Source organism: Steroidobacter sp., from assembly GCF_036406195.1.
Classification (GTDB): domain Bacteria; phylum Pseudomonadota; class Gammaproteobacteria; order Steroidobacterales; family Steroidobacteraceae; genus Steroidobacter.
In genome coordinates, this window is record NZ_DASWVW010000048.1 from 156,200 (window position 1) to 172,301 (window position 16,102).

Here is a 16,102-nt window from a genome sequence, read left to right on the forward strand (position 1 = left end):
GAGCCCCAGCGCATTCTCATTGCTGCGGGTGAACAGGGTGGAGATGCAGCTGGCTACGCGCGCGGACAAGCGGCGACCTCGCCGTCAGATACAGGAAGTCACGATCGATGATGTCGCCGCCGCCGCTGGCGTCTCACGTATGACGGTTTCCCGCGTCCTGCGCGGGGGACATCTCGTGCGGGCACCGCTGCAAGAGCGCGTCTTCGATGCGGTCAAGAAGCTGAACTATCGGCTCAACCTTTCGGCGCGCGCGCTCGCCGGTTCCGGCCCCTCGCGAGTCGCCCTGGTCTATCAGAATCCCAGCCAGGCATTCCTGGGCGAGCTGTTGACCGGCGCGCTCAAGGAAGCAAGCAAGCTCGGCATGCAGCTCACGCTCACCGCGGATGCCGCGACTCACGATCGCACTGCCGAGATCGAGTCGGTGCTGCGCAGTGGCGTGCAGTCGTTCGTGTTGCCCTCTCCCGCCTGCGACGCACCCGACGTGCTCGATTTGTTGCGTGCGGCGCGCGCCCGATGGGTCGCAATCTCTCCTGCGAACCTGGATCTCCATCCCTTCAGCGTGTCGGCGGATCATTTCGACATCGCCCGGCGCATGACCACGCGACTGATCGAGCTGGGCCATCGTGACATCGGCTTCATCGCCGGCGATCCGGCTTCCAAGGGCGGCGCCGAACGCCTGCGCGGCCACTTGCATGCCATGGCCGCGGCCGACATCAAACATTGTCCGGTCGAACGAGGTTTCTTCACGTTCCAGTCCGGGCTCGAAGCCACCGAGCGCATGCTGGCTGCCTTTCCCGAGTGCACGGCCATCATCGCGTGCAACGACGACATGGCCGCCGCGGCCATTTCAATAGCCCATCGGCATCGACTCGAGGTGCCGGGGGATCTCACCGTCGCCGGCTTCGACGACACGCCGATCGCTACCACCGTATCGCCGGCCATAACCACCGCTCGCCAACCCATCGCGGACATGGCCCAGCACGCCATTCGCATGCTGCACGCAGCGGCGCAGACTTCCGACAAGGAGGACAAGCGCACGCAGAAGGTCCTCCCCTGCACCCTCATCGAGCGCGAGTCGAGCGCCCCGCCACCCACGGTGGCAAAGATCCGGCACGGTTAAGTTGTCGGCGCACCGGGCAAGCAAAGAAAGCGGGCCACACTGGTAGCCCGCACAAGGGGAACGCGGACGCTGCTCAGAACTGTACGCGGGCGCCGAGCTTGAAGTAACGACCGATGCGATCGTGGAACGCGCCGCTGTTGTAGTTCGGCTCGGTGATCTGGCTCGGCGCCAGCGGAGGGTCGACGTCGAACACGTTGTTGACCTTGGCGTACACCTCGAAGTGGTCGTTCAGGGTCTTGGAGTAATCCACGTCGACATAGGTGCGTGAGGGGATGCTGTTGTCGTCGATGTTGACGCCGCTGACGAAGTTGGAGCGGTACAGGCCGGAATCGATATATCGAACCAGCACCCCGGCGCTGAACGTCGGCCGGACGTAGCGAGCCGAAGTAACGAAGCGCCACTGCGGAATACCGCCGGAGGCTTCCGAACCGAGCTGATGCAGAACATCCGTGCTGACGTTGTTGATGGTAGTCACCAACTCATCGACATACGTCCCCAACAACCGCAGATCCAATTTGTCCGCACCGAGCGGCAAGCTGTAACCGAGCTCGATGTCGAAGCCGCTGGTCTTGACTGCGGCGGCATTGATCAGCGTGGCCTGCACCAGGGAGATCGCGCCCGTGCCGTCCAGGGTGATGGCATTGCATAACTGCTGCTGCCCCAGGTTGAAACAGCCGTCGAGGATCTGCTGGCCGGTGAGCGTCGCGATCGCGTCCTCGATCTCGAAGGAGTAGTAGTCGACCGACATGCGCAGGCCGTCGGCCCAGTGGGGCTGGTAGACCAGGCCCACTGTCAACGCGTCGGAGATCTCCGGATCGAGGTCCGGATTGCCACCGGTGCGCAGCGGGGCCGTCACGTTGGCCAATCTGTCGGGGCGGGGATCGAACAGGATGTTGACGGACTGGTTCTGCCCGGAGAACAACTCGTTGATGCTCGGCGCGCGGATGTCTCGTGACACGGTGGCCCGTAAACGCAGCTGATCGATCGGCGAATAATTCACGCCGAGCTTCCACGTGTTCACGCGGCCGCTGGTGGAGTAGTCGGTAACTCGCACTGCGCCGTTCACGTCCATTGCGTAACCGAACGGACTGTCGTTGAGCAGCGGAACCACCGCCTCCGCATACACCTCCTTGACATCGACCTTGCCCGAGAGCGGCTTGGCGTTCACCGCGAACCAGCCGTTGCTCTGCGAAATGGGATCGGAGCTGGCTTTGATCTCGTCCTCGCGATACTCGCCGCCGAAGGCCACGGCCACATCGCCCGCCCAGGTCTGGAACAGGCTGCCCGAGAGATTGAAGCCGAACAGCCGCTGCTCCTGCTGCGAGTCCAGCACGGCGGTGCCCCGGAAATAGTCCAATGCCTGCGGGCTGATCGAGCCGACACCAAAGATGTTGATCGGCACGCAATTGGCGATGTCCGGATCGGTGCTGTTGGGCGCATTGAGCAACGCGCGGCAGATCGGCTGATTGGTCGCGGGGTTGATGACCGAGTCGACACCGAACGCGTAGCGGCGCAGGTGCTGGTTGTTGCCGTCCTCGCGGTGAAAGTCATTCCTGCTGAACTGCACGGCAGTGTCCCACCTCCAGCCGTCGCCGAACCTGCCTTCGAGGCCGAAGCCATAACGTTCGACAGTGTTGTCGATCGAGGTATTGGTGGTGCCCGCCTCCTCCACGATGCGGCCCATGAAGAACGTGCTCGCGCCGTTGGCGGTCATGATGTCGCGTACGTCCTGCGGGAGGAATGCGTTGTCGATGCCGATGGCGATCGGAGTACGGTTGACGGCGTACGCGCTGTCGGAAAAGGCATCGGTCTTCGAATACAGCGCGTCGGCGTAGATGCTGACCGAATCGTTGATATCGAAGGTGGCGCGCGTGAATGCCGACTTGCGGCCGATCTCCGGCAGGATGTTGGCGTTATCGGCCATCGAGCCGCCGTCGCCGCCGATCATGAACGTGCTGCCGACCGACGTTCCGTAGTTGAACGGCAGCACAGTGCCGCCTGGACCGAACTGGATGCCGCGCAGCGCCGGAATGTTGTTGAGCGTAGCGACACCGCCGTTGGTCAGCTGGGAATAGCGTGTGTCGCGGGCGCGAACCTGGCTCGGCGGTCCATTGGGGTTGGTGATCAATGCATAGTCATTGCGGCCCCACGGGCGGCTGGCCTGACGCAGCTGTCCCCGATTGTCGTAGTAGTCGAGCGAACCGACCACGTGCAGGCGCCCGCCCATGAAGGCATGGCCGCCGGTGAGGGACGCGGCCGCCGTTTCGACGTCCTCGTACGAAGACATGCCGTATTGAAAGTCGCCCTTCAAGCCCTCGAACTCGTCATCGAGGAAGATGTTGACGACGCCGGACACGGCATCCGAGCCGTATGCCGCGGAGGCGCCGCCGGTGACGATCTCGATGCTCTTGATCAAGCTGGCCGGAATGATGTTGGTGTCGATGGTGCCCGCCGGATCGGTAGGCGCGACCCTCCGGCCATCCAGCAGCAGCAGCGTGCGAGCCGTTCCGAGGCCGCGCAGATCGAAATTGCTGGCGCCGATCGAAGCGCTGGTGCGTCCGATATTCTGGTTCGCAGAGAACGCCGGGACGTCGACGAGCAGATCCGACACGCGCTGCACGGCTTTGGCTTCCAGGTCGTCTCGGCTCACTTCGGTCAGTGGCGTCGGCGCGTCGAAGCCGGAGATGCGCGTACCGGTGGCGGTGACGACCACTTCTTCGAGACCGCTTGCGGCATCCTGCGCGCCCGCCGGCGACACAGCCATGACCGCCATGTTGACACAGCCCAGTAGTGCGACTTTCTGGCTGGTGCCTCTACGCATTCGCATTATTGCCCCCTGCCCCACCGTTGAACTTTATGTGACCGGGCCCGGCGGTACCGTGCCGCTGGCCGGATCTCTAATTTGTATTGCTGAACCGTATTCGATTCTTTTGAGCAGCGTCCAAGACTTTTAGGGTCCGTTTTCGATAATCCGGCGGCATCGGACGGCGCAGTCGGAGATCTTCCGCCAGATCGTTCAGGCCAGCTTCGCGAGCCGGGTTCGCTGGTCACGGCAGGGGAACAGCCGCGCGCCGGTATCGTGGAGAAACAGCTTGCTTTCGGCCGCTGTCAGCAGTGCCGCCGACATCCTGGCTCGATGCGCCATCAACACGAAACTCTCCAAGGTGTTGCTCACATCGGAGCCCCACATCATGTGATCCGCACCGAAGATGTCCGCCGCGCGGCGCACGAATTGCGCGGCATCGATGCCTGTTCGGTCGAACAAATGGAAGTTGATGGTGGTCAGCTTGTAGTAAACGTTGCGATGCTTTCGCATTTTCACCAGGGGTTCTGGCAAGCCGAGATCGGTGGGCTGTGCGCCCGCCCACGCAAAATGATCGAGCGTGATGGTCGTTGCCGGGAAACGCTCGGCGAGCGCCGCAACTCTCTCGAGCACAGCGGGAGTGACCTGCGCTGGTGCGGCCATGAGAACCATGGCCAGCCCGTGCCGGTCGGCGATCTGCCACGTTTCCAATGCCGCCGGTGAATCGAGCCAGGGGTACGCTCCACTGGCGTCGGCACGGCCGAACAGGCGAAGACCGGCGATGCCGCGCCCGTTGATGTATCGGGTCAGAGTCGCTGGCGTGTCGGCAGCCGCGGCATTCATCATGACGACCGGAGCGACTCTGTTCGCATGCTGCTCGGCTACGTCGAGAACGTAGCTGTTGTCATGTTTGTACACTGTGTTGTACTGGACTCCGGCGCCGCCGGAGACGCCACTTTCGTCCCACAGCCCGAAGATGCGCTCCGGCGTCGCGGGTTCCGCAAGGATTCGCCGCCGCAGGTTTGCCTCGCCTTCGCGAGCGTTGGCGATATCGATCGGATAGCGCTGCAGGTCGCTGCTGAAAAAGTGCGCATGCGTGTCGTAGAGCGGAGCGTGAACCATCGATGCAGTGTCGTTCGGCTGGCGAGCGGCGGTCCAATTCCTTTCGCCGGTGGCTTCGATACCGGCGGGCTATCGATCGCCGGTCAGCCGGGCATTTGACTTGGGCGGCGATGCCACCGGATGCTTGCCGGCCGACGGTCCGGACGGGCCCAGCACAGAGGATCGGCATCATGAAGAAACCCAGTGGCAATCAAGGTGACGAGCTCGCAGCCGTGGTGCCCCACCTCGTGGACTATACGAATCGGCTGCTCTACGACGAGGTCTGGGAACGGCCCACGTTGTCCAAACGCGACCGCAGCCTGATCACCATCGCCGCGCTCATCGCGATGCATCGGCCGGAGCAGCTCACGGCGCATCTGTCGTTGGGCCTGGATCATGGCCTCAGCAAGGAGGAGATCGGCGAGGCCATCACGCATCTGGCGTTCTATGCCTCGTGGCCCTCGGCCGTCAGCGCCAGCCGCAAGTTCTACGATCTGATCAAGCAACGGGAGAGCGAAGCGGCATCCTGACCCCGGCCAATCACTTGGGCTACGACTATAATGACCCGATGGATGCCGCATCAGACAAAGGTTCGCCCGCCCGACGACGAATACGTTCGATCGAGGTCGGCTTTCGAGTCATTCGCGCTTTGCTCGCCGCGCAGCGTCCGACTCCGCTGCGTGACATCGCCGCGGCGGCGGGCATGCCGCCAAGCAAAGCTCATCTGTACCTGGCCAGTTTGGTTCGCGAAGGCATGGCGTTTCAGGACCCGGAGACTGGCCACTATGGGCTTGGCCCTTTCGCCGTGCGCCTGGGCCTCTCCGCGATTCGCCAGCTCTCCATCGTGGACGAGGCGCGCAGCTACTTGCGGCAGCTCTCCGATCGCACCGGTTGCGCGGCGTATCTTACGATTCTCGGCGCAACCGGACCGGCCATCGTTTCCAAATCCGACGGCATCAGGCACGGCGCGCTGACAGTGCAGCTCGGTTATGTGCTGCCTCTGACTTCCTCCGCCACCGGACAGATTTTTCTTGCGTATCTGCCGCCGCAACGCACGGCTGCGCTGCTGGATCGGGAATACGCCACGGCTGCTCGCGACCAGGGATCGTATCTGTCGCGAGACAAGCTCGAAGCCACGTTGGCCAAGATCCAGAAGCGAGGTTTCGCGACGACGTCGGGCCAGCTCAACGCCAATTTCGTCGCCGCCGCCGCACCCGTGTTCGATTACAACGAAGACATCGTGGCGGCGCTGACCGTGCTGGGACCGGATCGATATCTCTCGGCCAGCAAGCTCAAGGAGTCGGTCGCCGACTTGTTGGCAATGGCGGCCGGCCTGTCGCGCGCCATCGGCGCGCCCGATCCGAACGAAATCTCCGATTGAGCACGCGATCAAAAAGCCATCGCGACCGATTTGATTTCCGTATAGGCCTCGATGCCGGCACGGCCGTTCTCCCGCCCCCAGCCCGATTGTTTGAACCCGCCGAACGGTAAGGCCGGATCGAGACCGCCACCATTGACGCGCACAGTCCCAGCCTTGAGCTTGCGTACCAGGTGATGCGCGGCTGAAAGATCGTTGGTCCAGACCACGGCGCCCAGCCCGTAGTCGCTGTCATTCGCTTGCGCGGCGATCTGAGTCAGCTCGCTCTCATCGAAGCGCATCGCGCACAGCACCGGTCCGAATATTTCTTCCCGAACCACGCGCATGGAAGCAGTGGTGTCGGTCAACACGGTGGGCTGAACGAAATAACCCTTCTGATCGATAGCGCGGGGCTTGGTGATGCGCTTGGCGCCCTGCTCCAGGCCACTCTCCACGTATCCTTGAATACGCTGTTGCTGCTCCTGGGAAACCACCGGTCCCATGCGCGTCGCCGGGTCGAGACCAGAACCCAGCGTAATGCCGTCCGCGTATTCGGCAACGCGCTCCACCAGACCATCGAAGATTTTTGCATGGGCATAGAGACGCGAGCCGGCATTGCAGATCTGGCCGGCGTTGGTGAAGATCGAACGCGCCGCTCCCATCGCAGCCTTGTCCAGATCCGCATCGGGCAGCACGATCACCGGCGTCTTGCCGCCGAGCTCCAGGGTCAGCCGTTTGAAATTCCCGGCGGCCGCGCGAATGATGGCGCGCCCCACTTCGGTGGAACCGGTGAATGTGACTTTATCGACGCCAGGATGCTCGGTCAGGGCGGCGCCTGCTTCCTCGCCGATACCGGTCAAGAGATTGAAGGCACCCTCAGGCAGACCCGCTTCCAGGGCCAGATGCGCAAGGCGGAGTGCAGTGAGGGGCGTTTGTTCGGCCGGCTTCAGGATGACTGCACAGCCGGCTGCAAGCGCAGGCGCGATCTTGGTCGCGGCCATGGCGAGCGGCGAGTTCCAAGGAACGATCTGGGCAACCACGCCGACGGGCTCGCGGATCGTATAGGCGTGCCAGTTCCCCGGACCGGAAAGCGCGATGGTCTCGCCCGAAAGCTTCGTGCACCAACCCGCGTTGTAGCGGATCACTTCGATGGCGTGCGGAATGTCGAAGTTGCGCGATTCGCTCAGCGGCTTGCCGTTATCGAGCGTTTCCAGCACGGCCAGCTCGTCAGCGTGGGCCTCCACCAGATCCGCCAGGCGCCATAGCAATTTCGCGCGATCGGATGGCTTCTGTGTCGCGAGCGGACCGTCGAGCGCAGCTCGCGCGGCACGGACAGCGAGATCAGCATCGGCCTCGTCTGCAGCGGCGACTGTTGCCAACTTTTCCCTGGTGGCCGGATTGTAGCTATCGAAAGTCCGACCGGACTGCGCCTCGAGCCAGCGTCCGCCAATCAGCAGTCTGTGTTGTGTGGCTGCGAACGAACGGGCTTTGTCCAGCGCGGTGGCAAGAGTGGCTGCATCCATCATGATCCCCCCGATTTCGCCAATGACGAATACTATATGGCATTATCCAAATGGATGCAGCACGCACGGCTGCCAGCGGGGGGATGAGTGAAGGTTTACGACTACATCATCGTCGGAGCCGGCTCGGCGGGCTGCGTCCTGGCCAACCGGCTCAGCGAGCATCCCGAAGCGCAAGTATTGTTGTTGGAAGCCGGTGGCGCCGACAACCATCCGCTCCTGACGATGCCATTGGGATTTCTGGCGGCGTCGCGCAGCCCTTTGCTCGATTGGGGTTATGCCACTGAGCCGGAGCCGCATATGAACGGCCGCAGCCTGCCCTTGCCACGAGGCAAGATCCTCGGCGGCTGCTCGACCATCAACGGCATGATTTATATGAGGGGTCATCCGCGCGACTACGATGAATGGCGGGATCTCGGTTGCAGCGGATGGGGATATTCCGATGTGCTGCCCTACTTCCGAAAGATGGAGAGCAGCTGGCGAGGCGCGAGCGATTTGCATGGCGCCGATGGACCATTGACGGTGCAGCGAGTCGACAGCACGCGCCTGGGCGGCGATCCCGTCTGGCAAGCGGCCCGGGCTGCGGGCCACGAGTCCACCAACGATTTCAGCTTTCAGAGCGGAACAGGCTTTGGCGAGTGCGAAGTGACGGTGGATCGGAAAGGACGTCGCGCGAGCACTTCTCGTGCTTATCTTCGGCCCGCGGCGTCACGGCGCAACTTGACCGTGCTCACGGGTGCGATGGTCACGCGAGTATTGATGAAGGACGGTCGTGCGACTGGCGTCAGCTGTGTTCGCAACGGCACTACCGAGGAGTTGTTCGCGAGACGCGAAGTGATTCTGTCCGGCGGCGCATACAACTCACCCAAATTGCTGATGCTCTCCGGCATCGGACCCGCCGAGCATTTGAGACAACACGGCATCGACGCAGTGGTCGATCTTCCCGGCGTGGGCCGCAACTTGTCCGAACATCCCATGATCTACGCCGAATTCACCGCGCGTGAACCGATTACTTTTCTCAACTCGCTGAGATTCGACCGGCTGGCTGGCGCAGCGTTGCGCTGGGCTCTCACCGGCTCGGGCCCTTTGTCTACGCTGGTCTGCAGTTGCGTGCTCATGGTGAAGACCCAGCCGCAACTGCCGCGTCCCGACATACAGCTGATGGTGTTGCCGGTGAGACTGGACGCACGGCCGTGGTTCCCCGGTTTCGGAACACGGCAGGCGCATGTGTTTTCGGTAATGGTGATTCAGCTCCATCCGGAAAGTCGCGGTCGATTGGAGCTGCGCTCCGCGGACCCTTTCGAACGGCCGAAGATCTCGCTGAACCTGCTCTCCACAGAGAACGACTTTGCCCAGCTGCGACGTGGCGTAGCGGCAGCTCGCAAACTGTTCGCGACTTCGCCGCTCGCTGAGCTCATCGCCAACGAAATCAAACCGGGCGCGCAAATAACAGACGATGCAGCCCTTGATGCATATCTCCGCGACAACGTCCGAGTGACGCAGCATCCAGTCGGGACCTGCGCCATGGGCGTTTCTTCGGACGCAGTCGTTTCCCCGCGTCTGCTCGTCCGAGGCGTCGCAGGGCTACGCGTCGTCGACGCCTCGATCATGCCGACCGTGCCTGGCGGCAACACCAATGCTGCCGTCATCATGGTCGCGGAGAAGGCTGCGGACATGATCCAGGAGGATGAAGTGGTTGGCGGTTAGTGGTTGGTGGTTAGGCAGAAAAGAAGCTATCTTACTGGCTCCTTCTAACCCCTAACCGCCAGCCACTAACCGCTTGTCTCGTCACTCGCGCGCGTAATTGCCCAGGCCCGGCCGAAACGACTTCTCGTCCAGGAACTGCTGCAAACCCTTCGCCCGGCCCTTCTCCGGATCGATGAAGTGCGTCTGATCCGCCTTCGCGGTCAGATACTCCGCCGCCTGCTCCCAATTCATTTCACGCACATATTTGTACGCGGCGCGCGCCTGGCGCAGCACCGTGGGATTCTTGCCGAGCAGATTTCGAGCCAGCTGCGTCGTTCGCTGCTCGAGCCGGTCCGCCGGCACCGCCTCATTCACCAGGCCCAGCTCGACGGCCTTGGTGCCGTTGAACTGCTCGCCCGTCATCACATAGTAGAGCGCCTGCCGGTCGCCCATTACAGTAGAGATGGCTTTGCTGACCACGCCAGCCGGAATGATGCCCCAGTTGATCTCGGACAACCCGAAGACGGCATCCTGGTCGGCGATCGCCAGGTCGCAGCAGATCAACGGCGTGAAGGCTCCACCGAAACACCAGCCGTTGACCATTGCGATGGTCGGCTTCGGATAGTTCATCAGCGTGCGCCATTGCCAGGCGCGAGTGGAACGGTAGGCACGCTGGCGCTCGACATCCGACAAACCATCGGTGGCGCGAAAGAAATCCTTGAGGTCCATGCCGGCCGAGAACGCCGTACCGACGCCCGTCAGTACGATCACGCCGCAACGATCGTCGATCTCCAGCGCGTCGAAGATCTGATTCATCTCCTCGGCCAGGCCCACGCTCATCGCATTCCGCTTTTCAGGCCGGTTCAGCCGCACCCAGGCGATGCCGTCGTCCAACTCGACGGCCACATTCTTTCCTCCCGGCAATCCGGCAGTATGCGGGGCGGGTGCATCCTGGGCGACGTTTTCCATCGTGGCTCCTGTCATGGCTTCGCTTTCGTGTCTGTGATCATGAGGGCGTCCAACGCCATGACGCCGGCGCCTGCCGCGAACACCATGACGGGATTGATATCGATTTCTCGAATGGATGGATTGGCGCGCATTGCGTCGCCAAGCGTGAGTACCAGGTTGGCAAGGGCATCCACATCGCGGGGCGGCTGTCCCCGAAACGAACCGAGTAGTGTTCCGCCCTTCATCGCCTTGATGCGCTCGACGGCGCGCGCATGAGTAATGTCCGGCGGCAATAGCTCGACCGCTCGCAACGCCTCGATCCACACACCGCCGAGCCCCACCATGATCACCGGGCCCCATTTGGGATCGCTCTTGGCCCCCACGACCATTTCCAGTCCGGGCGGCACCATCTGCTCGACCAATACTCCGTCGAGCACGACGTCCGAGGCCGCTGTGCGTAGATTGGCGTGCAATCGTTCCCAGGCGGCGTTCAGCTCGCTATCGCTCTTGATGCCGACGATGACGCCGCCGACATCACTCTTGTGCTGCAGGCTCGGTGCCTGCGCTTTGATGACCAGTGGATAGCCAACGGCGTTCGCGGCTTGCCGCGCCTGTTCCAGATTCTGTGCGAGGTGACCGGCCGGAACCGGCACGCCCAGCTCTCGCAACCAGGCCTTACCAGCATATTCGGCAATGGCACCCGAACCGCTGAGAACGGGAATATCACGCGATAGTCCGCGACGCTCCTGTGCTGCCTCACGCGCGATGGCATGTCGATGCAGCGCCGCCATGGCTCGTAGCGTCCGCTCGGGCGAGCGAAATAGAACTATCTCGTTCTTCTCGGCCGCGGCGAGACAGTCCGGATCGAGCGGCGAGCCGTCGCCAGTGATCGTCAGTATCAGCGGCTTGTCGTCGCGCTGGCTCAACGGAATCATCGCCTCGACCTTGGCGAGCTGCTGCCGCGGGCCTCCGCCGGTCATCGCCCAGATGACCGATCCCGTCGCGGGATCTTCGAGGACCGCTTGCGTGGTGGTCGTGAAGATGCCGGCATAGGCATAACCCGCGGCGCCGAGATCGAGCGGATTATCGACTTCCACGTTGTCGGGCACGATCGCTTTGAGCTTCTCGATCGTGGCGGCGCCCGGACGTGCGACTGGCAGACCGACGTCCTCCATCATGTCCAGCGACAGCGCTCGTATCGCACCGGAGTTGGTGATGATCGCGGCCCCGCCCGTCGATGGGCGCGGGAAGCGTTGCAGGATGGCCGTGGCATCGAACAGTTCATCCATGGTTTCAACCAGCACCACCGCTTCATTCTCAACGGCTGTTTTCATCACGGCGTAGTCGCCGGTCAGTGCGCCGGTATGCGATTGAGTGGCGGCTCGTGCACGCGCGCTTCTTCCTGGATGCAGCATCACGATCGGCACTTGCCGCTCGCGTGCGTGCCGCGCGATCGTCAGAAATGCACCCGGATTGCGGATTTGTTCGACGTACAGAGCAATCGCCGCAACACCCTCTTCGATCACGTATGTGATGAAGTCGTCGATGTGCAGCACCGCCTCGTTGCCCGTCGAGACGACGTGCGACACGGCGATGCCGCGAGCCTGCAATGAGCTGCGCACGTTGGCAGCGGTCGCGCCACTTTGGGCGATGACGGCCACTCGTCGACTGCCGGACGCGAGATTGCTCTGAGAGAAATTCAGATCTTCGAACGACGCGCACATGCCATCGACGTAGTTGGCGAAGCCCAGGCAATTGGGACCGAGCAGAGCCAGTCCGGCATCCTGGCATAGCGCCGTGATTGCCTCCTGCTCGACACGCCCCGCCTCGCCGCTTTCACCAAAGCCGGTCGCGAACACCACCGCGCCACCGACCTTGCGAGCCACACAATCTTCGAGCGCCTGACGAATCGCCACGCGAGGAAGATTGAGAATGACCGCATCCGTGCCTTCGGGAATGTCCCGCAATGACTTCACGCAAGGTTGATCGTCGATCCGATCGCGCGTCGGACTGACCAGCGTCAGCTGGCCATTGAACCTGGAGTTGCGAAGGTTGCGCAGGATTGCCCCGCCGATGGAACGTGGATCGGGCGAGGCGCCAGCCACGGCCACACTGCCGGGACGAAGCAGACGATGCAGATTGAACCGGCGCGTCGGCGCCGCAGACGACTCCATGTCTCTCCTCACTTTTCCGACGTCGCCGGCCGCACCGCTGGCGAAGGTGCCGGGCGCAAGGTGGCGCCCGCGGCCAGGAACATGCTCATCACGGGAATGACGGCGATGCTGGCGAACACCGCGAAGGTCATGACTCGATCGAAGCTCGCACCTATCAGCAGCCCGCCGAGCATGGGACCGATGATCGCGCCCACCCTGCCCCAGCCGACCACGAAGCCGACGCCGGTATTGCGCATCTCCGCCGAATAGATCTTGATCGCCACCAGGAACAAGCCGGTATAGGCGCCCACCGTGAACAGCGTGAGCACGCCCGAAGTACCCAGCAACAAAACCGGGTTGGCCGGAATCGTGCCGAACACCACCAGGACGACCACCACCATGGCGAAATAGATAGCGGTCAGGCGCGTCTCGTCGATCCAGCGAGTCAGCAAGCCGATCGTCAGATGCCCGAGGGTTCCGAATGCGCCATTGATGACGCCGACGTAGCTGGCCTGGGTCGGCGACAGTCCCGCGTTCACCAGGATCTGCGGCTTCCAGTTCATGAGGAAGTAACCGACGATGGCGTAGGTGAGCGAGGCGATCCAGATCAGTATCGTGGTCCGGCGCATGTCAGGTGCCAGCAGGGCCGCGACTGTGATCTTCGGCCGTGATCCCATTTGAATCTGCGGCAGCGACTCCAGCGGCGGACGTTTCAACTTCGCTAGCACCGCGTTGACCCGCGCCAGCGCATTGCGCGGCTGGCGTGTCGTCAAATACTCGGGAGACTCGAGCAGGAACACGATCGAGAACAGCAGGACGACGCCATTCAGCAAGCCACCGCCCACAAAGATGTAGCGCCAGCCGAACGGCTCCATGACCCAAGCCGCCGTCGCGCCGCCAACAGCCATGCCCAGCGAGAACCCCGTGTGCAGCACGCCGAGCAGCACGTTGCGCCAGCGCTCATTGCTGAACTCCGCCACCAGCACGTTCAAGCTGACCACCAGCGTGCCCAGACCGATTCCTTTGCAAAAACGCAGGGCCGCAACCATCCAGATCGAGTTGGAAACGGCCAGGCACCAGTGCGCGATGGTGATGATGAGCAGCGCCGTCAGCACTACGGAACGCCGCCCCAGTCGGTCGGCCACTGGCGCGACCACGAATGCGCCCAGCACCAGCCCGATGGAGGTTGCGCTGAATGCGACTCCCAACATCTGCGGTGCCACGCCCCATTCCTTGGTGAGCTGCGGCGCGGCCAGCGCCAATGACAGCACGTCATAGCCGTCCGACAGATTGATCAGGCAGCACAGGATCACCAATATGAACTGGCGGATGTGCATGGGCGAACGGGCGATCAACGCTTGGACGGGATTGTCATTCATCGGCCGTTGTCTCCCTTCCCAGCAAATTCGGCCCAGCAGATCCGGCCCATCAGATCAGGCCCACGAGGCGCGCAGCGTTGCCGCCGACCATCTTGCGAATGTCGGCTTCGCCGTAGCCCAGGTCGAGACACATGCCGATAACGTAACGCAGCCCTGCCACCGGCGCAGGATTGCCTTCTTGGCCGAGGTCCGAGCCGATGATGGTGTTGTCAACCCCGCCCGCCTTGATGAGCGCGCCCAGTTCCTGCGCCGTGTATTTGCCGTTCTTGTTTTGCACGCCCGCCCACATGCAGCAGCTGTGCTCCAGCATCGCGCCCATCGAGGCAAGCTCGGCGATGTCGCTGGGACTGGCACCAATCAGGAACGTGGGATGATTGACCAGCAGTCGCTTCACGCCACGCGCCTTGGCCTCCTCGAACAACGGCCAGATCTCGGAGATATGCAAATGCCCGGCCGATAGCACCGCATCCTGCCTGGCGATCTGATCGAGGATGAACTTCACTTCGTCCAGCAAGCCGCCGGTGTCGTTCACCACCGTCAGGCCCTTGGGCTTCAACATGGCTTCCTTGGTCGCCAGATAGTTCTTGCGATGCGAATGACGAATGTGATTGGCCGCGGAGAACGTCGGCATCCAGACCAGTCGCGCGTTCAACTTGAAGCCATGTTCCACCGCATAGGGATTGAGCCCGCCCACGGTGTTGTTCAGTGGCACGCCGGTCAGCAATTCGATTTTGGGCGAGAGCGTTTCCTTGAGCAGCTCGGCGACCGGCGAGACCGAGTAATAGTGATCCTTGAACAGAATGGCCCGCAGACCGGCCGCTTCGGCCTGGCGGATCGCCTCGACGTGATTGAGCCGGCGCGGCATCACCGACGGCCCGCTGTGACAGTGCAAGTCGATGGCACCGATCAGCAATTTGCCGATCAATTCTTCGCGCATTCCGTCCCCCCTCGCTTCGTCATCCAGTCATTCGAATAATCGTCATCGGCGCCGCTATTCCAGCTGGTCGAAACACTCCGGCAACGGATAGTCGGCGGCATTCAACACCCAGCCTTCGCGGCGTGAAAAATCCTTACGCGGCGGGCAGAACGCATCACACAGGCGATTCAGACCGTCGGTCATGCCGACGGATGTGTGGGTGGCCGGCGGCGGAATCACTGTGACGGATGGGGACGCGCACTGCTGGTGCTCATCGTCGCGCCACATGGTGCTGTCCGAGGTCCACGGCCAACGCAGGTGATGAACGAACACTCCGGCCAGGGCGATCGAGTATTGCTCGAAGTCGTCATGGTGATGCGGCGACACGTCGCGAGGATCGCGCTTGCCGACGCGCCCGTCGCCGAAGTTCACCATGATGGTCGAGCCCCGGTACAGCCTGCCGAAACGCCCCTTCTGCCCGGGCACGTCGCCGGGATATGCGCGAATGCGATAGCCGCCCACCGGCTCCGGCCACGCTTCGAACGGTGCGACGTTGGGGTCGCGTTCTGCGTAGTCGCTTTGGTTGGAACACTTGCCCACCAGGTCTTCGGACCGTGTCGTCAGCAAGCGTAGCAGTACCCCAGCGCTTCTCGCCTCGATGCTGCTGTCGCCGGGTGGAATGAACACCACCGCAGGCCCAGTGACCGACTGCTCTTCGTCCCTGGCTGTAATGGTCACGTGCATTCCTACATCGGGGATCAAGAGCGCGTATTCGTCGAGCTGCCCGGAGCGCGAAAAACGGCCACCCACTTTTGCCAGCACGTAGTTGACGATCATGTTCTGGCCGCGGCAATACCAAGCCTGCCCGTTCGCATCGTCCTCGACTGGCGGCTCCTCGTAGAAGCGCGCGTAGCTGGCCGGCTTGAAAGGAGTGCGTACCTCTGTTGCCTGGGGCGCTGCCAGGGAGGCGCGAAGGTCATTCTTGCCGTACATCGTCTCGAGACTCAGCGGATGAAGGGCGATTGAAGGTTAGGCTTCGCCAATTGCACAGGTCCAATTCCAAAGGACGAGGCCTTTGATGCCGGTGTGGCATCGAACTGGCGCTGCCAATCCCCCGGG

Annotated in this window: 12 protein-coding genes; 4 read left to right on the plus strand and 8 right to left on the minus strand. The window is 62.7% G+C overall.

The genetic code is table 11. The features are described from left to right. The first annotated feature begins 43 nt into the window (after positions 1-43). Positions 44-1,120, plus strand: coding sequence for a LacI family DNA-binding transcriptional regulator (locus VGE08_RS19425; protein WP_331069569.1), 1,077 nt, complete (start codon positions 44-46; stop codon positions 1,118-1,120). A gap of 73 nt (positions 1,121-1,193) precedes the next feature. On the opposite strand, the gene VGE08_RS19430 is transcribed toward VGE08_RS19425, so the two are convergent. Both VGE08_RS19430 and VGE08_RS19435 read right to left on the minus strand, forming a co-directional pair. Beyond that, positions 1,194-3,947: a TonB-dependent receptor plug domain-containing protein gene (locus tag VGE08_RS19430; protein ID WP_331069570.1), complete on the minus strand. Its 2,754-nt coding sequence runs from the start codon at positions 3,945-3,947 to the stop codon at positions 1,194-1,196. A 189-nt stretch (positions 3,948-4,136) separates the two neighbouring features. Next, positions 4,137-5,045, minus strand: coding sequence for an amidohydrolase family protein (locus VGE08_RS19435; protein WP_331069571.1), 909 nt, complete (start codon positions 5,043-5,045; stop codon positions 4,137-4,139). Between the two features lie 170 nt (positions 5,046-5,215). On the opposite strand from VGE08_RS19435, the gene VGE08_RS19440 reads away from it, so the two are divergent. After that, the gene (locus tag VGE08_RS19440) at positions 5,216-5,554 is read left to right on the plus strand and encodes a carboxymuconolactone decarboxylase family protein (protein ID WP_331069572.1); all 339 of its coding nucleotides are present in this window, start codon (positions 5,216-5,218) and stop codon (positions 5,552-5,554) included. A 38-nt stretch (positions 5,555-5,592) separates the two neighbouring features. Further along, positions 5,593-6,405 carry an IclR family transcriptional regulator gene (locus VGE08_RS19445; protein WP_331069573.1) on the plus strand — a complete coding sequence of 271 codons (813 nt, stop codon included), beginning with the start codon at positions 5,593-5,595 and terminating at the stop codon, positions 6,403-6,405. Positions 6,406-6,413: 8 nt separating this feature from the next. Here VGE08_RS19445 and VGE08_RS19450 read toward each other — a convergent pair whose 3' ends face one another. Then, positions 6,414-7,904 (minus strand): aldehyde dehydrogenase family protein, encoded by a 1,491-nt coding sequence (locus VGE08_RS19450; protein WP_331069574.1) that lies wholly within the window; start codon positions 7,902-7,904, stop codon positions 6,414-6,416. A gap of 87 nt (positions 7,905-7,991) precedes the next feature. Here VGE08_RS19450 and VGE08_RS19455 point away from each other — a divergent pair, with 87 nt between their 5' ends. Beyond that, positions 7,992-9,608, plus strand: a complete 1,617-nt coding sequence (locus tag VGE08_RS19455) for a GMC family oxidoreductase (RefSeq protein ID WP_331069575.1) — start codon at positions 7,992-7,994, stop codon at positions 9,606-9,608. Between the two features lie 81 nt (positions 9,609-9,689). Here VGE08_RS19455 and VGE08_RS19460 read toward each other — a convergent pair whose 3' ends face one another. Genes VGE08_RS19460 through VGE08_RS19480 form a run of 5 tightly spaced genes read right to left on the minus strand, consistent with a single transcriptional unit; the run spans position 9,690 to position 15,976 of the window. Beyond that, positions 9,690-10,556, minus strand: coding sequence for a p-hydroxycinnamoyl CoA hydratase/lyase (locus VGE08_RS19460; protein ID WP_331069576.1), 867 nt, complete (start codon positions 10,554-10,556; stop codon positions 9,690-9,692). Between the two features lie 11 nt (positions 10,557-10,567). After that, positions 10,568-12,709, minus strand: a complete 2,142-nt coding sequence (locus tag VGE08_RS19465) for an acetate--CoA ligase family protein (protein ID WP_331069577.1) — start codon at positions 12,707-12,709, stop codon at positions 10,568-10,570. 8 nt (positions 12,710-12,717) lie between these two features. Further along, positions 12,718-14,067, minus strand: coding sequence for an MFS transporter (locus tag VGE08_RS19470; protein WP_331069578.1), 1,350 nt, complete (start codon positions 14,065-14,067; stop codon positions 12,718-12,720). A 49-nt stretch (positions 14,068-14,116) separates the two neighbouring features. Continuing rightward, the gene (locus VGE08_RS19475; protein ID WP_331069579.1) at positions 14,117-15,004 is read right to left on the minus strand and encodes a DUF6282 family protein; all 888 of its coding nucleotides are present in this window, start codon (positions 15,002-15,004) and stop codon (positions 14,117-14,119) included. Between the two features lie 54 nt (positions 15,005-15,058). Further along, positions 15,059-15,976: a hypothetical protein gene (locus VGE08_RS19480; protein WP_331069580.1), complete on the minus strand. Its 918-nt coding sequence runs from the start codon at positions 15,974-15,976 to the stop codon at positions 15,059-15,061. Positions 15,977-16,102: the final 126 nt, after the last annotated feature.